This is a genomic window from Paenibacillus sp. USDA918EY, from assembly GCF_009870825.1.
Classification (GTDB): domain Bacteria; phylum Bacillota; class Bacilli; order Paenibacillales; family Paenibacillaceae; genus Paenibacillus_AQ; species Paenibacillus_AQ albilobatus.
Genome location: NZ_WTWY01000004.1, coordinates 81,039 through 104,019 on the forward strand (window position 1 = coordinate 81,039; position 22,981 = coordinate 104,019).

A 22,981-nucleotide genomic window follows, 5' to 3' on the forward strand; every position below is an offset into this window, starting at 1 on the left:
CGGCACGGTAGCGATCTATTATGTCATGTTCGTCACGATTTTGTACTTTGCGATTATGGGATTATCCTACCGAAGCATCGGGACGATCTCCCGAAGGGCCAAATATTCAAGCTACCAAACGCTTTCCGGCTCCGAACTGGTGCCGCCGGTATCGCTGCTCGTTCCGGCCTACAATGAAGAGCTGACGATCATCGAAAACGTATACTGCCTTATGACGCTGAATTATCCGACGTACGAAGTCATCGTCATCAACGACGGATCGGGCGACGAAACGCTCTCCGTGCTGATCCGGGAATTCAAGCTGGAAAAGATGCATAATCCCGAGATCCGGGGGACCATCGAGACGCAAAACGTGAGAGGCATTTACCATAATCCCGATTATCCCCATCTCTTTATTATAGATAAGGAGAACGGGGGCAAGGCGGATTCGCTGAACGCCGGCATCAACTTCTCGCATTACCCGCTTATTTCTTCCATCGACGCGGATTCGCTGCTTGAGAAGGATGCATTGATCCGGATGGCGCGGATGTACATGGAAAATCCGGAAGAAATGGTGGCCATCGGCGGCGACGTCCGCATCGCCAACGGCTGCCTGATCGAAAACGGGGCGGTCAAAAAAGTGTCGCTGCCGCGGAAAATATGGCCGATGTTCCAATCCATCGAATATTTGAAAGCATTCCTCGGCGGACGGATCGGCTGGAGCCGGATGAACGGACTGATCATCGTCTCCGGCGCGTTCGGCCTGTTCCGGAAGGATTACGTCATTGCCGTCGGCGGCTACAGGGGCGGCTATCCGGGAGAAGACATGAACATCATCATCAAGCTTCACCGGTACATGCTGAGCCATAAGCTGCCGTACAAAGTGGCGTTTTGCCCCGAGGCGGTCTGCTGGACGCAGGCGCCGGATACGTACAAAATCATTTCGAACCAGCGGATGCGCTGGGGCCGGGGAAATCTGAAAAACATGATCGAAAACCGCGGCATGCTGTTTAACCCGAAATACAAGATCATGGGCCTTATTACGATGCCGTACAACGTACTGTTCGAAACCTTAAATCCTTATTTCAGAATCACGGGCCTGTTGGCTCTGATAGGATATACGCTTTTGGATATGACGCATTGGCGCATATTGCTGGCGTTCACCCTTCTGAACTTCCTGAGCGGCTACTTGCTGGCCGTGGGCGCCATCATTTTGGAGGAGATCGCGTTCCGCCGTTACAAGAAGTTTTCCGATTTGTGGAAAATGCTCCTCTTTTCGGCCCTCAAATTTGTGGGGTACCATCAGCTTGGCATTTTGTGGCGGGTTCAGGGCCATATCCAGTATCTCCGGAAAAATAACTCCTGGGGAACGATGACGCGCCAAAGCTGGAAGGAAGAAAGCAAAGCTGCCTAACCGGCGTGATTCGATTCAAGCAGTGCCGGAAGAAACCCGCTCATCGCGCGGTCTGCCCTTCCGTGAAGATAGGTTGATAGAGGTTTACTCACATTCTTTGAAAGGTGGTAATCGATAATGCCAGAGTCCGTAACACTAGAACGAGAACAGCATGAGGGCATGTATCACAACCTCGAAGAACGTCTTAAAAAGACTTCCCGGGAGCTGTGCGGCGTCATGTTCCTGTACCTTGGCACAGACTCGCCGCAGCTGGAAAACCAGGTGCGCGAATCTTTGCGGCAGGAAACGGGAAGCGAGATCGAGGTGCTGAAAGATGCCTCCACGTCCACGCTGGCGATTTTGCTGCCGGGGTTGACGCTTGATAAAGCCCATTATCAGGCGCTGCTGCTCAAGCGGCATTTGGAGGAAACGCTGCCGGATGCCGATCCGAGAATCACGCTGACCGCATTTCCGGGACAGGTGGAGCCGACGCCGGGCGTGCTGAGGCAGATGGCCGAGTCCACGAGGCTCAGCGAATCGTCCGACATTCATATCTTCACGAAAGATGAAGCCGTTTCGGAGCCCGGCCGCATTTTGATCGTCGATAACGACGACACCATCCGCGAGTTTCTAACGATCCGCCTCAAAATGCAGGGGTTTGAAACGCTCGAGGCGCTCGACGGCACGTCGGCGCTGGAGCTGATCGAAAAGTGGGAGCCCGATCTCGTACTGACCGAGCTGAATCTGTACGGCATCGACGGACTGCCCTTTATCAATCAAATCCAGCAGCTGCCGATGGAAAACACGCCGAAAATCGTCGTGTTGACCGAGCAGCGGGTGGAACGGACGATCAGCCAATGCTTCCAGCATGGGGTCGACGATTACATTACCAAGCCATTTTCTCCGGTCGAGCTGGATGCCCGCATACACCGGTGTTTTCAATAAATGGAGCAAGATGAGGAAGGTTTGACTTTCGCATCATGCTGAAAAGACGTTCGCTTTCCCAAAGCATAACGAAAACTACATCATACGGAGGTTGATTGCTAGTGAATCAGGAGTATCAGCAATTGTTGAACGCAATCGAAAATAAAAAGGCCGTGCTTGGCGTCGTAGGTTTGGGTTATGTCGGGCTCCCGCTGGCCGTCGAAATGGTCAAGCAGGGATTTACGGTTATCGGCATTGACGTGGACCCGTCCAAAATCGAAAAGATTTACCACGGGGAGTCCTATATCACCGATATCTCTTCGGAAGATTTGAAGGCATGCGTCGCAAGCGGCCGCTTCAAACCGACGACGGACTACAGCATGATCACGGTGATCGATGCGCTCAGCATCTGCGTTCCGACGCCGCTCAGCGAAAACCAGGATCCGGATACGTCTTACATTACGAGCGTGGTCGACCAGATCAAGCTGCATATGAAAAAAGGGCTTTTGATCACGCTGGAAAGCACCACTTATCCGGGAACGACCGAAGAGCTGATCCAGTACGAGATCGAAGCGCTCGGTTACCGCGTGGGCGAGGATTTCTTCCTCTGCTTCTCGCCGGAACGCGTCGACCCGTCCAATGCTCGCTTTAATACGTTCAATACGCCGAAAGTCATCGGCGGAACGACCGAAGCCTGCTTGGCGCTTGGCGTCGCCCTTTATTCCAAATACGTGCAGCAAGTCGTGCCGGTCTCGACGCCAAAGGTCGCGGAAATGTCCAAGCTGCTCGAAAATACGTTCCGCAGCGTCAACATTGCGTTTATCAACGAAATGGCGATGATGTGCGACCGCATGGGCATCGACATTTGGGAGGTCATCGACGCCGCGGCGACCAAACCTTTCGGCTTCATGCCGTTTTATCCCGGTCCGGGCATCGGCGGACACTGCATTCCGCTGGATCCGATGTACCTGTCCTGGAAAGCCAAAGGCTTCCGCTTTTACAGCAAATTCATCGAGCTGGCGCAGTCCACAAACGACAACATGCCGTATTACGTTATCAGCAAAACGTCGACCATCCTGAACGAATACGCCAAATCGATCAAAAAATCGAACATTTTGGTGCTTGGCATGGCCTACAAGCCGGACATCAGCGACCTGCGCGAATCTCCGGGACTCGAGGTGTACGAGCTGTACAAGGAAAACGGAGCCAACGTCGAATATTACGATCCGTTTGCAACCAGCTTCCGCGACAAGCACGGGGAGACGGTCCACAGCGTCGCGTACGATTTGGAGAAGTTCAGAAGCTATGATTGCATCGTGCTCATCACGAACCACAGCGGCCTGAATTACGGCGACATCGCCTCCCTGGGCGTGCCGATCGTGGATACGCGTAACGCGTTCAAAAATTTCAGCGAACCCCATATCTATAAAATCGGACATTCCGTTCAGCATGTCGAAGAGCCGAATATGGCTTTGATCGGTTAATGCCGTAAGGAGGGGAAGGATGGGAGAGCGGCTCAAAGCGAAAGCGAAACCTCGCCTCGTCCTGGTTGTCTGCTTCCTGCTGCTCCTGCCCTTCCTGTTTAAATCGTCTTCGATGGAAGAACAAAAAGCAACCTGGCTGTGGGACGCCTCGCTGATCGAACATCCGGAGCAGGTCCTCGACTTCTGCAGGGAGCAGGGCGTCGGCGTGATCTTTCTGCAGATCCAGAAAAACGTGGAGGCGGAACAATACGGCCGTTTTATCGCCGCAGCCCGCCACGACGGCATTTCGGTGCATGCTTTGGACGGCAGGCCGCAATGGGCGTACGAAAAACAGCGCAGGGAAGCCGATCGATTTATCGAATGGGTTCTCGATTATAACCGCGCCGCTCCGGCGGAAGAACGGTTTGCCGGCATTCAGCTTGACGTTGAACCGTATCAGCTCAAGCGCTGGGAACGCGACCAGGCCGGCGTGGTGAACGAGTGGAGCCGGAACATGCGGAAATGGACGGACATGGGGCGTGAAGGCGGGCTTTACATGAGCGCCGCGGTCCCGTTTTGGCTCGGAAAAACCAAAATGGATGACGGCGGCAGCTTAAGCCGCTGGATGCTGGAGCATTTCGATGCTTTGGCGGTCATGTCCTACCGCGACAGCGGGTCCCAAATGGTGGAGTTGTCCCGCGGGATGCTGAACGAGGCCGACAGGCTCGGAAAATCCGTTTGGATCGGCATGGAGCTGGGAGAAACGGACGAGGGAGACCATGTGAGCTTTTTCCGAAAGCCGGTCGCGGTCATGGAAAAAGAGATGGAAAACGCCTACCGGCTCAGCGAAGCCCATGTTTCCTTTGCGGGGCTGGCCATCCACCATTACGAAGCCTGGCTCGAAAAGATAGCCGCGGCGGATCCGAAGCGGGAGAGGAGCAGCATGAGCAACTGACATCAGGACAACCGGAAAAAGCGTATTCTATGGAGACATAGGATGCGCTTTTTTTAAATTCGGAAATGACCCTGATCCAGAGTGCTTACAGGGTTCATTTCATATCGTCAACGTGATGCAGCCCCGTGATAATCGGGGTTATTTGCATTTGTGTTTATTCGTCCGGGTGATCCCGGCTAATTTTTTGCAGGAGATAGACGAGCTGATCTACTTCTTCCGGAGTCAGATGATTGGCCATCTTCCGGTTGTGTTCATCCAATATGGACTGAAGCACAGGCAGCAGTTCCTTCGCTTTGGCTGTCGGGAACAAAAGCTGGGAGCGCCGATCTTTGGGATCGGGCTGGCGCATAATATATCCGGACTGCTCCAATTGTTTAATGGAGCGGGCCGTCGTCGCTTTATCGAATTTCAGCTGATGGGTCAGCTGATCCTGGGTGATGCCCGGATCGTGCAGAATCGACTTAAGGAAGCTGTGCTGTCCGCCGCTGCCGATGCCGTACGGAGCCAGTTCCTTGGCCAGCCTTTTCTGGTTTTGCCGGTAAAGGTATGAAATTAGCTTGCCGATCGGTTCTTTCATAAGCGGCACCTCTTCCTGATGAAATGGATTCATGAAAATATTTTATCTAAAACCTGTTGCGTACGCAACTAATATGAGGTACACTGTTACTGTCAATTAGTTGCGCGCGCAACTAATGGTTTATATTACGACCAGGAGGGCGCATATGAGTTCATTGGACCGTACGTATCAAGAGGATGCAAACATCCAGAAGAAACGTTGGATCATCCTTATTGTTCTTAATTTATTTACTTTTATGTCCACGCTGGACGGGAGTATCGTGAACATTGCGCTGCCTGTCCTTTCCAAGGAGATGGGTCTGCCGATCGCCCAGATCGAATGGGTAACGACGGGGTACCTGATGGCGATTTGCTGCTTCATCCTTTTTTTCGGCAAGCTGGGGGATATCGCCGGCAAGATTCGCATTTTTAAAATCGGGACGATCATATTTATCGTCGGCTCGTTGTTTTGCGGACTCAGTCACACGCTGCCGCTGCTGATTGTTTCGCGGGTTATTCAAGCTTTGGGCGCCTCCATGACGATGGCGAACAGCCAGGGCATATTAACCGATATTTTTCCGGCGAAGGAGCGGGGCAGAGCGCTCGGTCTTATCGGTACTTTCGTATCGCTCGGAAGCATTGCAGGACCAAGCCTCGGGGGAATCATCATTTCGTCTTTAGGCTGGGAATATATTTTTTGGGTGAACGTGCCGATCGGGCTGATCGCGATTGTGATGGGGTGGAAGGTGCTTCCGGCCGATTTGATCCGGGTAAAAGCGAAGATCGACGTACCCGGCAGCTCGCTGTTCGCCGTGTTTATTATAACGCTGTTTGCAGGCCTTTTGCTCGGGCAACAGGCGGGGTACGGCAATTTGTGGATCATCGTTTTGCTTGCAGCCGCGCTGATCGCATTGGTGTGGTTTATACGGGCCGAGCTGAATCGTCCGAACGGGCTGGTGGATCTGTCGTTGTTTAAAAATCCGCTGTTTTCCGTCAGCATTTTATGCGGATTCCTTGTCTTCACGGCGAATTTCTGTTTCAACATTATCGCGCCGTTTTACACGCAGAACATGCTGAATTTATCGCCTTCTTCGGCAGGTTTTATGATGATGTTATTCCCGATATGCATGGTCATTGTAGCGCCGCTAAGCGGGGCCTTGTCCGACAAAATCGGCTCCGAGCTCCTGACCTTTGCCGGGTTGATCGTGATGGTCATTGCCCAGTTCGGGCTTGCCTGGCTTCATGAAGGCAGCTCGCTTGTCATTGTCGGCGTTTGGATTGCAATGCTGGGCGTCGGCAGCGGCTTGTTCCAATCGCCGAACAATTCCCTGATCATGTCCCAGGTTCCGCGTACCCAGCTCGGTTCTGCAGGGAGCGTGAACTCGCTGGTTCGGAACGTGGGCATGGTCGTCGGCATTACGGTAGCTACGACGATATTGTTCCATGTCATGAGCGTCAAGGCGGGGCATCGCGTGACCGGGCTTGTTCCCGGGCATCCGGACATTTTCCTCCGCGGAATGCACACCGTATTCATTACTTCAGCGAGTATATGTCTTGTTGCCGCGGTTTTGACAGGCTGGCGAATGTACCAGGCGAAAGCGGGCAAACAGGTTAAACAACCGGCTGCCAAGCATTAAATAAAACGGCGTTTCCGGCGAGGAAGATTCCGCGGCGCTGGGTGTGTTCGTTTTTCGCGCAGCATGTCGATCAACGGGCGTGGTCAACGCCCGATTTACGCTCAAGAGCCCCTGCGGTTGCAGGGGCTTTTTTTTATACATCTGTTTTTCAAAAGATATACCGGAGCCGATTCCGGCTAAATGCCGATTCCCAAATAAGCGCATAGCTCGCAGGCCGTTTCCGCTTTGACGTAGGACCACAGCATAAAAAAACGCCGCTGGTATCCCCGGCATAAATAAAGAGCCTCCATCCCTTTGGCGCTCCGGTTTTCCTCGTATACCCGGATGCCGCGGCTCCGCATCTCTTGGCGGATTTCCGTCAGCCGCCGCATCGCCTTTTGCTGAACGCCCGACAAGCCGCGGATATACACGTCCGGCAGCTTCAGGGCAAGAGTGCCAAGCGTGCGGATGTCCCGCTCCAGAACATCGAGCAGAACGACATGGAGCATGTAGCTTTTGACCAGCTGCGAATCTTCTTCGTCCGGGGCAGGGGGAAGAGCGGATGCTTTCATGCGAACACTTCCTTGCATTCATGAATAAGGACGGGAACATATGTTCTGATTATACTCATATTAAGCGAAGGACATGCATTCCGGCAAGAGCCAAATCTTTGAAATGGAGCCGGAGCTTTTTTGGTATAATATAAGGTATTGGCATCACGGACCAAAAGAAACCGGGGAGGATATCATCTTATGATTTTGCATAAAGGAGAGATTTTATTCCGTCAGGGGGATAGCGGGAAATATTTGTATCATATCAAAAGCGGGCTGTTTAAAGTGACGCGCCTTCACAAAAACGGAAACATGGTGCTTTTCAACATATTGTACCCCGGCGAAACGGTTCCGCATCATTCCCTCATCACTCCGAAGGAAACCCACGGGTCGGCCATTGCCCTTATGGACAGCGAGGTGGACCGGATTCTGGCGGAGGATTGGTACCGCGATTTGCGCGAACATCCGGAGAAGGCGCTGGAAATCGCGCTGCTGCTGCAGGAGAAGGTCCGATTCATGCAAAAAAGGCTGGATCATTTGACCGTAGGAACGCCGGCGGAGCGGCTGGAGCTTTTGACGGAATGGCTGAACGATTACTCGCATGGCGTGCATTTCACCGACCTGCTGACGCAGGAGGAAATCGGGCAATTGATCGGGGTTCGGCGGGAGACGATCAACCGTTTGTTAAGGGGGCATTAAGGGATGCTGCATCACGTGGAAATCAACGTATCCGATTTGGAGCGAAGCCGGGAATTTTGGGAATGGTTTCTGGCAAAGCTCGGTTATGCGCCGTATCAGGATTGGGACAAGGGGTTCAGCTTCAAGCACGGAAAAACCTACCTCGTGTTCGTGCAGACGGAGGAGCGTTTTTTGGAGCTCCCGTACCACCGGAAGGCGACAGGTCTCAATCATTTGGCCTTTCGCGCGGAGTCCCGCGACCAAATTGACGAGATGGCCCGCATGCTGAAGCAAAAAGGGATTCCGCTGCTGTACGAGGACAGATATCCTTATGCCGGCGGACCGGAGCATTACGCGGTTTTTTTCGAAGATCCGGACCGGATCAAAGTAGAGCTCGCCTGCTAGGATGAAGCGCAGGGGCGGACCTCACAAAAGCCGGCGCGGGCACATATAATGGGTTAACCGGATATACAGAAAGGAGGTAACTCCCATGGGTTACCCCCCGTATTGGGTTTGGTACGCGCCTTATCCTTATCCCCGCCGAGTTTATGCCTGGGCCCGCGAATATCCGCAGGTGCAAACGGACGTACTGAATCAATCGCTGCAGAACACCTACAAGCTGATGGAAGATGGATACAAGGTTTTGAACAAGCTGTCCGAACATTCATTTGCGGTTCAGGTCATGAGGGCCGCCCAAGCGGGCAATAAAGAGGAGGTCGACCGGCTGATGAAGTCCATCGGCGTTTCGGAAGCGGTCCAGACCGATTTTTCCCCGAGCGGGATCGGCATCACGCTTGGGTCCGGGCAGCTGAATACGTGCTGCAAAGTTGCCATGTTTTTAAAATGGGGTGGGGGAGGATAAACACGAAAAAAGGGATATCGGCCCGGCGAAAGGCCAATATCCCTTTTGATTGAGGATTTTGCAAAAATCCTGGTTTTTACAATGTGCCGGCAGGGCCGAAAAATTCGTAGTGAATCCGTTCTTCCGGCACGCCCCATTCTTTCAGCGCCTTGTTGACTGCGCTCATGAACGGAACCGGACCGCAGAAATAGAAGTCAGAATCTTGGGACGTAATTTCCTGAAGCCAAGGCAGATCGATGTACCCGGTTTTATGGCAGGCGACTTGCCCGAGCGGTTTCTCGTAACAAATGTAGGATTTCAAGTTGTCGTGGGAAGCATCCAACTGTTCGACATGCTCTCTCATCGCATGGAAGCTTTCGTTGATGGCTGCATGGATGAACGTTACCTTGCGTTCCGGCTGCTCTTTCAGAACCGTCTCCAGCATGCTGACCATCGGAGTCAAGCCGACGCCGCCGCTGATCAAAACGAGCGGAATCGATTTGGACGTATCCAGCGTAAAGCTGCCTGCCGGCGCACTGATTTCGATCACGTCTCCTTCATAGATACGATCGTGCAGGTAGGTGGATACGACGCCGTCAGGTTGGCCTGGCGCTCCGCTTTCGCGTTTCACCGAGATCCGGTACGAATCGCCTCCGGGAGCGGCGGACAAGCTGTAGTGGCGGATTTGGGCGTAAGGCTGATTTTCCGGCTTAACGCGCACCGTAATGTACTGCCCCGGAAGATAGCTTGAAATGGCGCCGCCGTCCCGCGGTTTCAGATAGAAAGACGTAATGACGTCGCTTTCCTTCACCTTGCGTGCGACGACAAACGGACGGAAGCCGGCCCAGCCGCCCGGGGCGTTTTCAGCCTCGCGGTACATTTCGGCTTCGACGCCGATGAATGCGTCGGCGATGACGCCGTATGCTTCGGCCCATGCGTTTATGATTTCAGGGGTGGCCGCGTCGCCCAGCACCGTTTTGATGGCTTCAAGCAGATTTTCGCCGACGATCGGGTAATGCTCGGGTTTGACGTTCAAAGCCCGGTGTTTTTGCGCGATCTGCTTCACGGCAGGCAGGATGTTCTCCAGATGGTCGATATGCGCAGCGGCCGCATACACGGCATTGGCCAGCGCCGTCTGCTGCTTTCCTTCTCTTTGGTTCGCGTGGTTAAATATGTTGAGCAGTTCGGGATGGTTTTCGAACAGCAATTGGTAAAAAACGGTCGTGATTTCTTTTCCGTGTACTTCCAATACAGGAACGGTCGATTTAATGATGTCGATGGTTTCTTGCGTCAACATAACGAATTCCTCTTTTCTTGAAATATGTTTCGTACTTCCTTCTTAAGTATAGAAAAGGCGTTAAGGGCAAATTGTGATTCTCGTCACATTAAAGATTGACAATGTGTGAACAACGAAAGGCAGGAGAAAGACAAAAAATCAACGTGCAAAATATGGAGGGATCGCCCTTTTTCGGTAACCTGCTGTTTAGCTTCGGCCCGGAATGTGTTATAATAAAAATGTAACACAACAACATAAAGAAAGGATCAGGATACCATGTGTCCCCGAAGGAACCATCCCCAAAGGACGATTTGGAAACGTTATGATCTCTCTTACACGTAGCTCCCTTTCGTAGAGAAAAGTCACCTGGACAACCAAGGACGAATGACAAACTCTGCGAAAGAAGGAACTTCACATGCGAAGGACCAAGTCCCGCAGGTCCCGTACTTATCGCAGAGGTTTGCCAGACTCCTGACTAACCTACGACGATAAGAGGGAACCTGTATGAGAAAGAAAGACCATTTGATTTCTAAGTTTTCATCCATTGCAATGATGCTTTTCGGAACTTTTTTGCTGGCTTTTGCGTATTATCACATCAATTTTCAAAATCATTTATCGGAGGGCGGGTTCGTAGGCTTGTCCTTGCTGGGCAAGTACGTGCTTGGGATCAATCCGGCGCTGAGTACGCTGCTGCTGGACATCCCGGTCATTTTGATCGCCATGTTTTTGAAAGGCCGCAAGTTCGTTATGCACACGCTGCTTGCGACGTTATCGTTTTCTATTTTTTACGAACTTATTGAACGTTATTCGGTGTTGGTCATCGACCTGCACGACAATCTGCTGCTGGCCGCTCTGTTGTCCGGTCTGGTCACGGGGATTGCCACAGGACTGGTTCTCCGATTTGGGGGAGCTACCGGCGGAGATGATATTTTATCGCTGCTCATTAGCCGCTGGAGCGGACTTAAGGTAGGTACCGTATTTATTCTTTTGGATGCCGCCGTATTGCTGCTGTCCCTGTTTTATATGCCGCTGAAGGAAACGCTGTTTACGATTTTGGCGGTTGGCATCGCCGGGCAAACGATCACGTTCACGGTCTCATTCCGTAAGGGCAAAACGGTCGATACCGCCGTTCCCGAACCGGCAATTTCACCCAAAAACGCCACCAAGCCCGTTCATGCGGTGCGGAGTGCTCATTAACGGATAACCGTCCGGTCCTGAATTAAGGATCGGGCGGTTTTTTGTGGGGATCAAACGGTAGAAATTTGAAGACATTGGTTTATAATGTAAAAATATAATCGGGAGGGGGAAAATGAAGGTGGTTCAGTTCATGATGATATTAATGTTTACCGTTGTCATCCATACCGTGGACAGCTTATCTTACGCTTTGCGTTTGGGCGGGCTTCGGAGCCGCCGAATTACGCTCGCTTTATCGTTGTCGGGGCTGCTGGTCTTGGTGTCACGCACCTCGAATATCGCCCAAAGCCCGATGGTCGGCAGCATGGTGGATCATGCGCTCGATTCCGCCGCTTTCCGGCTCGAACCAAGGCTTCACGGCATCATTGCGGCCGCCACCGTCGGCACGCTGCTCGCGATGCTGATGTTTCCGAGCGCGGCGAGGTTGTGCTCGCGGATGGTCGTGCATTTGGAAGCAGCCGGATCCATTCCGAAAATGGCAAAGAATCTGCTGTCTTGGGCGAAATGGAAAAACGGGCTGACTTACTTCAAGCGGCCGACCTTTCGGATGATGCGCTCCCTATTCGAAGGGCCCTTACCGCGAAGATTGATGGCGCTGAATATAGCGATCACCGCTATTTATACCGTAGGAGTCCTTTCCGCGTTATATGCCGCCTATCTTTGGCCCGCTTTCCGGCTGACAGCGTCGACCTCGTCCGGATTGATCAACGGCGTCGCGACGATATTGCTGACGCTGCTGATCGATCCGAGAATCGCGCTCCTGTCCGATCAGGCGTTGCGCGGGGAGACCGGGCTTGAAAAAGTCAACCGGGTATTCGGGCTCTTGATGGTGTCGCGGCTGCTCGGGACGCTGCTGGCGCAATTGCTGCTCGTGCCTTGCGCGTATTGGATCGGCTGGTTGATCGGATAAAAGGAAAATAAATAAAATTTTACATATAACAGGGTTGACATAGGAACTTAAAACTTCTAATATTTAAACCATTGAAATAATAGCAAACCTTACCATATTGGACAAAGAAAGGGGGATGCGCATGGACGCGCTTGCCAACCGGTTTTACGCTGCCGTGCGGACTTTCTGGCGGGGGTTGGAAAGCGAAGTATGCAAGGAAATGGCTTCCGCCTTGACCGGACCGCAAATGTATATGCTGCATTACATCCATCGGGAGCGGCAATGCAAGCTGACGCAGGTTGCGGAAATGCTGGAAGTCAAGCCAAGCGCAGTCACCGTGATGGTGGACCGGTTGGAAAAAGCGGGTTACGTCGTTCGCGCCAACGATCCTGCGGACCGCAGGGCGATATTGGTGGAAGTCACGCCGCTTGGGGAGGAAGTGCTGGCCCGGGCCGTCCGCAAACGGGATGAGATCGTCGAGGAGCATTTAGCGCGCCTAACGCCGGACGAACGGCGTCTGGTGACGGAACTGGTTGAAAAGTTGACCGGCGGCTTCGGTGCATGAAGCACGCCATGTCCGGCTGTTTCCGGTGAAGCGGCCAAAAGATCCAAGAGCACCCGGGTATGACTTCATGTGAAATCGAAATTCAGGGATAAATAACGAGGAGTGGAGCACACTTGGAAGATTTATCGCAGAAGAGGAAAGTCACGATCATGATTGCGATTATCGCGGCCATGTTTTTCTCGGCGATCAACCAGACGATCGTCAGCACGGCGATGCCGCGCATCATCGCCATTCTCGGCGGCATGGACTATTACACCTGGGTGATTACGATCTATATGCTGACTTCGACGATTGCGACGGTTCTTGTCGGCAAGCTGTCGGACATCTACGGCCGCAAGCCGTTCATATTGGCGGGGATCGTCTTTTTTGTCATCGGGGCGTTTTTGAGCGGTTTCTCGAAAGACATTTTTCAGCTCATTACGTTCCGCGGGATTCAGGGGATCGGCGCGGGCATCATTATGGCCTCCGCTTTTACCGCCGTCGGGGATTTGTTTTCGCCGCGGGAGAGGGGCAAATGGACCGGCATCATGATGGCCGTGTTCGGCTTCTCCAGCGTGCTCGGGCCGACGCTTGGCGGCTGGCTCGTCGATCATCTCGCTTGGAAATGGCTGTTTTGGATTTTCCTGCCGCTTGGACTTGTGGCGTTTGTAATGATCGTGATGCTGTTTCCGAAGGTTCCCCGCAAAAAATCGGAAAAAATCGATTATTTCGGCTCGCTGTTTTTGACGCTGACCATCGTCCCCCTGCTGCTCGGCTTTTCCTGGGCCGGCACGAAATACGATTGGGGGTCGTGGCAAATTTTGAGCTTGTTCGGCGCCGCGGCCGTGTTCCTGGTCATCTTCGTACTTGTTGAACGCGTCGTCAAAAGCCCTGTTTTGCCTTTGTCGCTGTTCCGCAACGATATCGTGACCATTTCGAACGTGATCGGCTTTATTATGAACGCAGGCATGATGGGCGCGCTTATTTACCTGCCGTTTTTCGTGCAGGGCGTTGAAGGCATCTCGCCGACGTATTCGGGTTATGTAACGATGCCGATGTCGATTTCGATGGTCATCGTCAGCACGGTCATCGGCCGCATGATCACGAAAACGGGCAAATACAAACGGTTTGCGCTGACGGGAATTCCGATCATGATCGTCGGCATGCTGATCATGGCCGTCATGAACAGCGTTTGGCTCGCCGTCGTCGCCATGATCGTATTTGGACTCGGCCTTGGCATCGGCATGCCCGTCTTTTCCTTGACGGTGCAAAACGCCGTCAGACCCGACCAGCTTGGGGTCGCAACCGCATCCTCGCAGCTGTTCCGGAATTTGGGCGGCACGATCGGCATCGCGGTGATGGGCACGATCATGACGACAAGCTTAACCGCCCACGTGAAAGACGAAATGGCTGCCGGCCATGGGGTGAACATGCAGCAGATCAAGCCGGAGGTTGCCCAAAAGCTGGCCGCCTTCCAAAATCCGGAGATGCTGCTCGACCAGCCGAAGCTCCATCAGCTGCAGGAAACGCTGCCGAAGGAAGTGCAGCCGCTGCTGACGCAAATGATCGACATGCTGAAACATGCGCTCAGCGCTTCGTTGACGACGGTCTTTCTGTCAGGCGCGGCTTTTGTGGCCGTGGCGCTCATTCTGCTGTTTTTCCTGCGCGAAATCCCGCTGCGCACATCCAACAAGATGCCTGAGGCGCAGAAGCAGGCGCAGAACGAGAAAACGACAACGGCTACTTCGGTATAACTAGAGACAGTGCAATCCGATAAAGAAACAACCCGGGGATCGTCCCCGGGTTGTTTTGCTGCCCGCCATCTGCGGCGTTTCGGCAGTAAGCGCGTTTTCGCCGATTTATTCAAACAATACTTTGTATTCCCCGTAACCCTGCGCATCCAGTTCCTCTTTCGGAACAAACCGCAGCGCTGCGGAGTTGATGCAGTAACGCAAGCCTTCCGGTCCCGGGCCGTCGTCGAACACGTGGCCCAAATGCGAATCGGAGCTTTTGCTGCGGACTTCGGTGCGGACCATCATATGGCTCAGATCCAGCTTCTCTTTAATGCTGTAATCCCGGATCGGGCGCGTGAAGCTTGGCCAGCCGCAGCCGGAGTCGTATTTGTCGCGCGAACTGAAGAGCGGCTCCCCGGACACGATGTCGACGTAAATGCCTTCGCCGTGATGGTCCCAAAACTCGTTTTGGAACGGCGGTTCGGTCGCATTCTTTTGCGTCACCTGATATTGGAGCGGCGTCAGGCGCTGCTGCAAGTCGGCTTCGTCCTTTTTCGGCGCCCATGTCTTTTCCAGAAAATCTTCCCGTCCGGAGCCTTTGCGGTAACGCTTGTAATGCCCCGGATTTTTTTTGTGATAATTCTGGTGGTATTCCTCGGCCGGATAAAAAGGCTTGGCGGGCAAAATCGGCGTTACGATCGGCTTATCGAACCGTCCGCTGGCCTCCAAAGCGGCTTTGGACTCTTCGGCGAGCCGGCGCTGTTCTTCCGTATGGTAAAAAATAGCCGTTTGGTAGGATTGGCCGCGGTCATGGAACTGGCCGCCCGCATCGGTAGGGTCAATCTGCTGCCAATACAGCTCCAGCAATTTTTCGTAAGGGAAAATATCCGGGTTGTACGTAATTTGCACCGCCTCGACATGTCCCGTCGTATCGGAGCACACCTCTTCGTAGGTAGGGTTCTCTTTATGACCGCCCGTATAGCCCGATACGACCTCAACGATGCCGGGCAGATCTTCAAACGGGGCTACCATGCACCAAAAGCATCCGCCTGCAAAGGTCGCTTTTTCCTGATGAACCGCTTGTAAATCGCTCATGATATCACTCCGTTCCAATTGTTCTTCTGTTCTGGTTTTTCATGAATGCCTTGCCTTAATAGAATCATTATAATCGATGTGCCGGCCGAAAACCAAGAAACCAAGCTAAGCTGGCGGGAGTTTCTTCCGTTTCCGGTAAAAAAGCAGCATGATGCCGAGCAGCAGCACGTAACCGGCAAAAACGAGGACTGCAGCCAGCGGGTGCTTGGATCCTTGGCCGCCAAGAAACGCATAGACCAAAATTCCCGGCAGCTTGCCGATGCCGGATGCCGCCGTAAACGTCCAAAACGGAACGGAGGCGACGCCAGCGAACACGTTCACCGCCATCTGCGGTATGATCGGGATGAGCCTGCCGGCAGCGACGCTCATAAAAGGATGGGATTCCACCCAGGCGGTAAACGACTGCATCATGCGGAACCGGTTCAAATAAGCCCGCCCCTGCTCGCGAAGCACGGTCCTCGCAAGCGCATAGATGACGCTCGCCGCGATCATCGTCCCCAGCCAGCTGACGGCGGCCGCCCAAAATGTGCCGAAAGAAAAGCCGAGGGCGGCGATGACCAGCTTGTAGGGAATGATCGGGAACATGGCGACCAAGGCGGCAAGGCAGACAAGGATAGGGAAGGAGCCGTGCTCCCGCATGTAATCCACGACGTCGTTTCGGTATATCCAGGCGGTGATAAGAACTGCCGCGTACAGAGCGGCCAGAAGCCATTTTTTCATCGGTTTCCTCGCTTGCGGGATTCTTTCATCCTACCCATCATACCAAATACCGGCAGATAAAATAAAACAAACTATGGAAATGTTTAAATCGGCCTGATATAATGATAACAACAAGTGAATAGTTCCCAAAGGGGAGTAGCTCATGCAATAAAGTCGTCATTACGGGATCGGGATCCCCGGCTTTATTGGCAACATAACGTTGTTTTGCGAGACCTTTGCCTGATTTTCATTAGGTAGAGGTCTTTTTTGGTGGAAAAAAAAAGCGCCGTTTGCCTGATGAAGGTAAGGGCGCTTTTTTCATGCGGCGGACTAGTCATAGCAATCATTTTATTCCTGGGGGGACGTTTTCCCTCAAAAAGAAGGGTGGAAGAAAAAATGGAATTGTTAACCATGGCTTTTTGGACGGCGCTGCTGTCCATCGTCATCATTGACCTGGTGCTGGCCGGAGACAATGCCATCGTCATCGGTCTTGCCGCGCGAAACGTAAGAAAAGAAGACCAGAAGAAAGTTATTTTGTGGGGGACGATCGGCGCGATCGTCATCCGGGTGATCGCCACGCTGCTTGTCGTGCAGCTGCTTTTGATCCCCGGGCTGCGCCTGGTCGGGGGGCTTGCGCTCATCTGGATCGCCTATAAGCTTCTGATCGATGAGAAAAAGCACGACATCTCGGCAGGCAACCAGGTGTGGGCGGCCATCCGCACGATTATTATCGCCGACGCGATGATGGGGCTGGACAACGTGCTGGCGGTAGCCGGCGCGGCCCACGGAGACTTTTTGCTCGTCATCATCGGCCTTGCCGTTTCGGTGCCGATCATGGTGTGGGGAAGCACGCTTATCGTCAAGCTGACGGAACGTTTCCCGGTAATCATCACGGTCGGGGCGGCCATTCTTGCCTGGACCGCCTCGAAGATGCTGGTCGAAGAGCCGTTGATCCACGGGCTGTTTGCGAATGCGGTGCTGAAGTACGGTTTTGAGCTGATCGTGATCGCCGCCGTCGTGGCGCTGGGGCTCCGAACGAAGAAGAAAAAAGAAAAGGCCGCCAAAAGCCGGGCGGTTGGCATGGGCTAAGCGGCAATCATATTCAGTTTCGTCCCTTGAAAAGGTATAATGTGTATCGATCCTTGTTTTAGGCTGAACATGCAAGTAAGGACGTTACGCATGAGTAAAAAAATCCGCAAGCGGCGGGTTTCCATGGCAGGCGTCCGAAAAGGCACGTATGCAGGGGACCCGCCGCTTTGACGTCATGGGGCAGGAAAGCGGAACTTCGGCGAATGCCGCATGGATACGTAAGTAAGATAAAGGGGAGAAATGCAAAAATGGATGAATACCGCAAACAGGTCGAAGAAAACATCGTGGAAAGCTACCGGCAGGACGAGGACATGATGATCCTTGTGTTTGCCCAGTGGTGCGTCAATGAGGGCCTTGATCCGGAGGAGCTGTACATGCAGGCGTATCCGCAGCAGCAGGGGAACGAAAGGCTGAAGCGGGTGTTGGAGCTGACGGTGCCGAAGGAGGAGGCGGGGCCCATCCCGGACGAGACGGTCCTTGGCGTTTTGTCGCTGTTTGGCAACGAGGATTTGGCTTTTGCCGTGTCCGAGGCGATTGCGGGCAGGGATAAACGCAAATAAATGCACGCCGGCGACCGCGATCCATGGACGGTGCTGGCGGCGATTTGCGACAGCAACGATAAAGGAGGCAATATAAATATGAAAATCATTGTGGTGGGTGCGCACGGCACGCTCGGAAAGGCCATCTGCGACGAATTGTCCCCAAGGCATGACATCGTTTCGGCCGGCCGCAGCAAGGGGGACGTTACCGTCGATATCATGTCCCCTGAAAGCATCAAGGCCATGTACGAAAAAGTCGGCAGCGTCGACGCCGTCGTCTGCGCCGCAGGCGACGCTTATTTCGGCAGGCTGGAGGAGCTGACGCCGGAACATAACGAAATCGCCGTGCAAAGCAAGCTGAAAGGGCAGATCAACCTGGTGCTGATCGGGAAGGATTATGTCAACGACCGGGGCAGCTTTACGCTGACCACGGGCATCATTATGGACGATCCGATCCTGGGCGGAATTTCATCGGCAATGGCCGGCGGCGCGGTCCGTGCGTTCGTGCAGGCCGCCGCCATCGAACTTCCGCGCGGGATCCGGATCAACGACGTAAGCCCGAACGTGCTGGAGGAATCGATGGACAGCTACGCCCCGTTTTTTCCCGGTTTTGAACCGGTGCCGGCGGCGAGGGCGGCGAAAGCGTACCGCAAAAGCGTGGAGGGCGCGCAAACCGGGCAGACCTATAAAGTGTATTAACCGAAAGCGGCTAATCGCGCTTGCAGTCCGAACGACAAAGAGGCCGAATCCCAGGTGGATGCGGCCTCTTTTTCTAAAACGATCTTTAAATCTGCTCGCGGCTGTCCATCCGGAACTCCTTCGGCGATTTCCCGAAACGGGAGCGGAATACGCGGTGAAAATACGTGTAATTCGCGAACCCGGAGGTTTCGGCGATGTTTTCCAGCGACATCGGGCTGAAAATGATCCTTTCGCGCGCCATGTCGAGCCTGACGTCAAGCGTGTACTGCATGATGCTTTTGCCGAACGCTTCCTTAAACAGATGAACCGCGCGCGAAACGCTGATCCCGACATGGGCGGCCACGTCCTCCAGCTTAAACGACGCCGACGCGTTTTCCTCGATGTAATGCTTGATCCGGTGAGCCAAATACGTTTTCGGCGTCGTGGACGGATGCTCGCGGAGAAGGCGGTCCGTTTCCAGGCACAAGATCCGCATATAATACCCCGAAATTTCGGGGTAAGGGTTCGAGATTTTGCGCTGCTCCAGCACGATCTGCCTAAACAGGCCGATGATCGTCTCGTTAAGCGGGACCCTGATTTTCGTCGGCCGCTTTTGGCGGGCCCACCATTCTTCGATCCAGCTGCCCCCGAAAAAAATATGGTAATCGCCGCTTTCGACCGCCAGCTCGTTTTGGGCGTTCAGCTCTTCGTCGATTTTCAGCTCATAAGGCTCGTCCGGCGAAAAAAGGAGCAGGTCTCCCGCCTCGACGGGCACCATTTCCCCGCCGACGCGGGCCCGGCATCTTCCGTCCGTCTGCAGCCGCATCAAGTAATTTTTGACTCCGTTCATTTCGCTCATGTAAAAGGGTTTATGGTGGAACGAAAACCCCGCCGTATAGATGTGAACCGTTTGATCCGTTGACATGAAAACGACTCCTGTGCCGGCCGCGGATTCGAAAGCATCCGGCGGTTTTTTTATCTGAGGATGTTGCAAAGTCCTGATCTATAAAAACAAATGATTGCAAGGTCCCGTTAAAGTACCGGAATCCGCTTCGAAGCCAATGACCCCGCTTAGCGGGATTATTTATTCGAACGAAAAAAATAATGACCAGATTGTTCATGTTTTAATCATATTATTCATTTTAATATAAATGAATTCGGAATACCATGGGTACTAGATTGTTGGTTCAACCTTCAACATCATGAAGGAGAGTGGGACATGGAGACCAAAATGAAGGCAGGCATCATCGGCTGCGGCAACATTAGCGCCATCTATTTGGAAAACTTGAAAAAAAGCGCGGTGGTCGAAGTGGTGGCCTGCGCGGACGTGGTGCTCGAACGCGCCGAATCGCGGGCGGCCGAATACGGGATTGCAAACGTATACACGGTGGCAGACCTGCTGGCGGACCCGTCCATCGAACTCGTCATCAATTTGACGATTCCGGGCAGCCACGCCGACATCGACATCGCCGCGCTTGAAGCGGGCAAACATGTGTATGCCGAGAAGCCGCTGGCGGTCTCGCTTGCGGATGGTAAGCGCATACTTGAAGTCGCGGAAAGCAAGGGCCTTCGCGTCGGCAGCGCGCCGGACACGTTCCTCGGATCGGGCGTCCAAACCGCCAAAGCCGCCATCGAAAGCGGCATGATCGGCAAGCCGGTGGCGGCCGTTGCCTTTATGATGAGCGGCGGGCCGGAGGGCTGGCATCCGGATCCGGAGTTTTTTTACGCCCCGGGCGGCGGGCCGATGTTCGATATGGGACCGTATTATTTGACGGCGCTTGCGGAGCTGCTCGGCCCGATGCACCGGATCAGTTCTTCGGCCGGGGCTCCGGTCCAGACGAGAACGATCGGTTCGGGACCGAAAGCCGGCACGCAAATACCGGTGCTTACGCCGACGCATCTGGCCGGGACGATCGATTTCAAGCAGGGCGCCATCGCCACCGTCATCACAAGCTTTGACATTAAAGGCGGGGCCGATTTGCCTTGGCTCGAAATATACGGCACGGAAGGGACGCTGATCCTGCCCGATCCGAATTTTTTCGACGGGGACGTCAAGCTCCGCCGAAGCGGATCAAGCGAAGCCGAAACGTTGGCTCCGGTGTTCGAATGCGGCAGAAACGAACGCGGGCTCGGGGTGAACGATATGGTGAAGTCGATCCGGGAAGGCCGGAATCACCGCGCGGGCGGGGAGCTCGCTTACCACGTGCTTGAAGCGATGCATGCGTTCCAAGCCTCTTCCTTAAAGGGCGAGCATGTGGTATTGGAAAGCACTTTATCTTGAAGCACCGTTTGCCAATCCAAACAACGGGAGTGGGTTTATATGTTAAAGCTGGGCTTGCAACTTTATACGGTTCGCGAGCAAATGGAGCAGGATTTCGAGGGTACGTTGAAGAAAGTAGCAGAGCTCGGCTATCAAGGCGTCGAGTTCCATGCCTTTTTCGGACGCCCTGCCGCCGAGGTGAAAGCGTTGCTGGATCAATACGGCCTGGTCGCCCTCGGGACGCACACCGGCTACGACCGCATGCTGAGCGCCCTCGACGAGGAGATTGCCTACAACAAAGAGATCGGCAACACCCGCCTGATCGTCCCGTATCTGGGAGCCGAAGACCGCAAATGGGACGAGGTGTTCGCGAACCTGGAGCGCATCGGAAAGCGCTGCGCCGAACAAGGGGTCACGCTGCTGTACCATAACCATGATTTCGAGTTTACGGAAAAGATCGGGGACAAAACGGCGTTCGACGCCATGTATGAAGCGGTTCCCGCATCCTTGCTCCAGATCGAGCTGGACAGCTGCTGGGCTCACTTTGCGGGTTACGATCCCGCCCGATACATCGAATCCTACGCGGGCCGTTTGCCGGTCGTGCATTGGAAGGACGTCCGCAGACAAGAGGACGGCTCCCCGCTGACGGTGGAGCTGGGCCAAGGAGAAGTGGATTTGAAGGCCGTAGCCGAAGCCGCCGACAAAGCGGGGGTGGAGTGGATCGTGGTAGAGCAGGATTTCTGCCAGAACCCGCCGCTGGAAGCCATCGCCCAAAGTATGGAATGGATTAAAAATTATGCGAAAAACGGAGGACCAGTACATGTCTAAATCGACCCGAACCTTGAACATCGCTATCATCGGCTGCGGAGGAATCGCCAACGGGAAGCATATGCCGAGCCTTGCCAAGCAGCAGCAAGCCCAAATGGTGGCATTTTGCGATATCGTGAAGGAACGCGCCGAAAAAGCCGCGGAGGAATACGGCGCCAAAGACGCGAAGGTGTATACGGATTACCGCGAGCTGCTGAAAGACCAAAGCATCGACGTCGTTCACGTATGTACGCCTAACGATTCCCATTCGGAAATTACGGTAGCCGCCCTTGAGTCCGGCAAACACGTCATGTGCGAAAAGCCGATGGCCAAAACCGTCGCGCAGGCTCAAGAAATGCTGGACGCCGCGCGCCGTACGGGCAAAAAGCTGACGATCGGCTACCAAAACCGCTACCGTCCGGACAGCTTGTATTTGAAGCAGCTGTGCGAAGCAGGCGAGCTTGGCGACATCTATCTCGGCAAGGCTCTGGCGATCCGCCGCCGCGCGGTTCCGACTTGGGGCGTCTTTTTGGACGAGGAAAAACAAGGCGGCGGACCGCTCATCGATATCGGCACGCATGCGCTTGACTTGACGTTGTGGATGATGGACAACTACAAGCCGAAAAGCGTGCTCGGCTCCTCGTTCCACAAGCTCGGGCAACGCAAAGACGCGGCTAACGCCTGGGGGCCATGGGATCCGGAACAATTCAAGGTGGAAGACTCCGCTTTCGGTTTCATTACGATGGAAAACGGGGCAACGATCATGTTGGAATCCAGCTGGGCGCTGAACGTCGTGGAAACCGGCGAAGCGAAAACGATTCTTGCAGGCACCGAAGGCGGGGCCGACATGAAGGACGGACTCCGCATCAACGGGGAAAAGCTCGGCCGTTTGTACGATACGAACATCGATTTGCAGGCGGGCGGCGTCGCGTTTTACTCCGGAACCGCGGAAAGCGAATCCGATCTGGAGCAAAGACTGTGGATCGAAGCGATCCTGGAAGACAAGGAGCCGATCGTGAAACCGGAGCAGGCGTTTGTCGTAACGCAAATTTTGGAGGCGATCTACGAATCCGCCAAAACGGGTAAAGCCGTTTATTTTGAATAATCCATCCCTAATACATGCATGTTGGTGTCCCGGTCCCCATACAGATGTTCTGTGCGGGGTTCGGTCATCTTCTACTGCGAGATGAAAAGCTTTTCAAACAGAGGCTTCAAGCCTCGCT

24 protein-coding genes are annotated in these 22,981 nt (G+C 54.0%); 18 read left to right on the forward strand and 6 right to left on the reverse strand.

Translation table 11 applies throughout. The features are described from left to right. Nucleotides 1-25 precede the first annotated feature (25 nt). The 4 genes from GQY55_RS10295 (at nt 26) to GQY55_RS10310 (ending at nt 4,714) form a co-directional block, all read left to right on the forward strand. Nucleotides 26-1,393 (forward strand): glycosyltransferase family 2 protein, encoded by a 1,368-nt coding sequence (locus GQY55_RS10295; protein WP_201452132.1) that lies wholly within the window; start codon nt 26-28, stop codon nt 1,391-1,393. A gap of 117 nt (nt 1,394-1,510) precedes the next feature. Then, nucleotides 1,511-2,317 (forward strand): response regulator, encoded by an 807-nt coding sequence (locus GQY55_RS10300; protein WP_160040943.1) that lies wholly within the window; start codon nt 1,511-1,513, stop codon nt 2,315-2,317. A gap of 101 nt (nt 2,318-2,418) precedes the next feature. Next, nucleotides 2,419-3,780, forward strand: coding sequence for a nucleotide sugar dehydrogenase (locus tag GQY55_RS10305; RefSeq protein WP_160040945.1), 1,362 nt, complete (start codon nt 2,419-2,421; stop codon nt 3,778-3,780). 19 nt (nt 3,781-3,799) lie between these two features. Further along, nucleotides 3,800-4,714 (forward strand): hypothetical protein, encoded by a 915-nt coding sequence (locus tag GQY55_RS10310; RefSeq protein WP_160040947.1) that lies wholly within the window; start codon nt 3,800-3,802, stop codon nt 4,712-4,714. A 154-nt stretch (nt 4,715-4,868) separates the two neighbouring features. Here the strand turns inward: GQY55_RS10310 and GQY55_RS10315 are convergent, their stop codons facing one another. Next, on the reverse strand, nt 4,869-5,324 hold the full coding sequence (locus GQY55_RS10315) for a MarR family winged helix-turn-helix transcriptional regulator (RefSeq protein ID WP_236575527.1): 456 nt from the start codon (nt 5,322-5,324) through the stop codon (nt 4,869-4,871). A 112-nt stretch (nt 5,325-5,436) separates the two neighbouring features. On the opposite strand from GQY55_RS10315, the gene GQY55_RS10320 reads away from it, so the two are divergent. Continuing rightward, nucleotides 5,437-6,906, forward strand: coding sequence for an MFS transporter (locus tag GQY55_RS10320; protein ID WP_160040951.1), 1,470 nt, complete (start codon nt 5,437-5,439; stop codon nt 6,904-6,906). Between the two features lie 176 nt (nt 6,907-7,082). On the opposite strand, the gene GQY55_RS10325 is transcribed toward GQY55_RS10320, so the two are convergent. After that, a complete protein-coding gene (locus tag GQY55_RS10325; protein WP_160040953.1) occupies nt 7,083-7,457 on the reverse strand; it encodes a hypothetical protein in 375 nt (124 codons plus the stop codon). Nucleotides 7,458-7,637: 180 nt separating this feature from the next. On the opposite strand from GQY55_RS10325, the gene GQY55_RS10330 reads away from it, so the two are divergent. The 3 genes from GQY55_RS10330 to GQY55_RS10340 all read left to right on the forward strand — a co-directional run bounded on the left by GQY55_RS10330 (nt 7,638) and on the right by GQY55_RS10340 (nt 8,976). Beyond that, on the forward strand, nt 7,638-8,135 hold the full coding sequence (locus tag GQY55_RS10330) for a Crp/Fnr family transcriptional regulator (RefSeq protein WP_160040955.1): 498 nt from the start codon (nt 7,638-7,640) through the stop codon (nt 8,133-8,135). A 3-nt stretch (nt 8,136-8,138) separates the two neighbouring features. Next, nucleotides 8,139-8,519 carry a VOC family protein gene (locus tag GQY55_RS10335; protein WP_160040957.1) on the forward strand — a complete coding sequence of 127 codons (381 nt, stop codon included), beginning with the start codon at nt 8,139-8,141 and terminating at the stop codon, nt 8,517-8,519. Between the two features lie 85 nt (nt 8,520-8,604). Beyond that, on the forward strand, nt 8,605-8,976 hold the full coding sequence (locus GQY55_RS10340; RefSeq protein ID WP_160040959.1) for a hypothetical protein: 372 nt from the start codon (nt 8,605-8,607) through the stop codon (nt 8,974-8,976). 76 nt (nt 8,977-9,052) lie between these two features. Here the strand turns inward: GQY55_RS10340 and hmpA are convergent, their stop codons facing one another. Continuing rightward, nucleotides 9,053-10,276, reverse strand: coding sequence for an NO-inducible flavohemoprotein (hmpA, locus tag GQY55_RS10345; protein ID WP_268895006.1), 1,224 nt, complete (start codon nt 10,274-10,276; stop codon nt 9,053-9,055). A gap of 459 nt (nt 10,277-10,735) precedes the next feature. On the opposite strand from hmpA, the gene GQY55_RS10350 reads away from it, so the two are divergent. The 4 genes from GQY55_RS10350 to GQY55_RS10365 all read left to right on the forward strand — a co-directional run bounded on the left by GQY55_RS10350 (nt 10,736) and on the right by GQY55_RS10365 (nt 14,612). Next, nucleotides 10,736-11,428 carry a YitT family protein gene (locus GQY55_RS10350; protein WP_160040963.1) on the forward strand — a complete coding sequence of 231 codons (693 nt, stop codon included), beginning with the start codon at nt 10,736-10,738 and terminating at the stop codon, nt 11,426-11,428. A 130-nt stretch (nt 11,429-11,558) separates the two neighbouring features. Continuing rightward, nucleotides 11,559-12,335, forward strand: coding sequence for a lipid II flippase family protein (locus GQY55_RS10355; protein WP_236575528.1), 777 nt, complete (start codon nt 11,559-11,561; stop codon nt 12,333-12,335). 121 nt (nt 12,336-12,456) lie between these two features. Continuing rightward, nucleotides 12,457-12,879, forward strand: coding sequence for a MarR family winged helix-turn-helix transcriptional regulator (locus GQY55_RS10360; RefSeq protein WP_160040965.1), 423 nt, complete (start codon nt 12,457-12,459; stop codon nt 12,877-12,879). Nucleotides 12,880-12,992: 113 nt separating this feature from the next. Next, a complete protein-coding gene (locus GQY55_RS10365) occupies nt 12,993-14,612 on the forward strand; it encodes an MDR family MFS transporter (RefSeq protein WP_160040967.1) in 1,620 nt (539 codons plus the stop codon). Nucleotides 14,613-14,717: 105 nt separating this feature from the next. Here GQY55_RS10365 and msrA read toward each other — a convergent pair whose 3' ends face one another. Together msrA and GQY55_RS10375 are read right to left on the reverse strand one after the other, a co-directional pair. Continuing rightward, a complete protein-coding gene (gene msrA, locus GQY55_RS10370) occupies nt 14,718-15,686 on the reverse strand; it encodes a peptide-methionine (S)-S-oxide reductase MsrA (RefSeq protein ID WP_160040969.1) in 969 nt (322 codons plus the stop codon). A gap of 105 nt (nt 15,687-15,791) precedes the next feature. After that, nucleotides 15,792-16,406: a TVP38/TMEM64 family protein gene (locus tag GQY55_RS10375; RefSeq protein WP_160040971.1), complete on the reverse strand. Its 615-nt coding sequence runs from the start codon at nt 16,404-16,406 to the stop codon at nt 15,792-15,794. Between the two features lie 375 nt (nt 16,407-16,781). On the opposite strand from GQY55_RS10375, the gene GQY55_RS10380 reads away from it, so the two are divergent. The 3 genes from GQY55_RS10380 to GQY55_RS10390 all read left to right on the forward strand — a co-directional run bounded on the left by GQY55_RS10380 (nt 16,782) and on the right by GQY55_RS10390 (nt 18,712). Continuing rightward, entirely contained in the window at nt 16,782-17,474 is a 693-nt protein-coding gene (locus tag GQY55_RS10380) for a TerC family protein (RefSeq protein WP_160040973.1), read from the forward strand. Nucleotides 17,475-17,722: 248 nt separating this feature from the next. Further along, a complete protein-coding gene (locus GQY55_RS10385) occupies nt 17,723-18,034 on the forward strand; it encodes a hypothetical protein (protein WP_160040975.1) in 312 nt (103 codons plus the stop codon). A gap of 78 nt (nt 18,035-18,112) precedes the next feature. After that, on the forward strand, nt 18,113-18,712 hold the full coding sequence (locus GQY55_RS10390; RefSeq protein WP_160040977.1) for a short chain dehydrogenase: 600 nt from the start codon (nt 18,113-18,115) through the stop codon (nt 18,710-18,712). Nucleotides 18,713-18,797: 85 nt separating this feature from the next. Here GQY55_RS10390 and GQY55_RS10395 read toward each other — a convergent pair whose 3' ends face one another. After that, a complete protein-coding gene (locus GQY55_RS10395; RefSeq protein WP_160040979.1) occupies nt 18,798-19,616 on the reverse strand; it encodes an AraC family transcriptional regulator in 819 nt (272 codons plus the stop codon). A 294-nt stretch (nt 19,617-19,910) separates the two neighbouring features. Between GQY55_RS10395 and GQY55_RS10400 the strand changes: the two genes are divergently transcribed. Genes GQY55_RS10400 through GQY55_RS10410 form a run of 3 tightly spaced genes read left to right on the forward strand, consistent with a single transcriptional unit; the run spans nt 19,911 to nt 22,863 of the window. Further along, nucleotides 19,911-20,972 carry a Gfo/Idh/MocA family protein gene (locus GQY55_RS10400; protein ID WP_160040981.1) on the forward strand — a complete coding sequence of 354 codons (1,062 nt, stop codon included), beginning with the start codon at nt 19,911-19,913 and terminating at the stop codon, nt 20,970-20,972. Between the two features lie 39 nt (nt 20,973-21,011). Then, entirely contained in the window at nt 21,012-21,779 is a 768-nt protein-coding gene (locus GQY55_RS10405) for a sugar phosphate isomerase/epimerase family protein (protein WP_160040983.1), read from the forward strand. Continuing rightward, nucleotides 21,772-22,863 (forward strand): Gfo/Idh/MocA family protein, encoded by a 1,092-nt coding sequence (locus GQY55_RS10410; RefSeq protein ID WP_160040985.1) that lies wholly within the window; start codon nt 21,772-21,774, stop codon nt 22,861-22,863. Before GQY55_RS10405 ends, GQY55_RS10410 begins: the two co-directional genes overlap by 8 nt. The last annotated feature ends 118 nt before the right edge of the window (nt 22,864-22,981 follow it).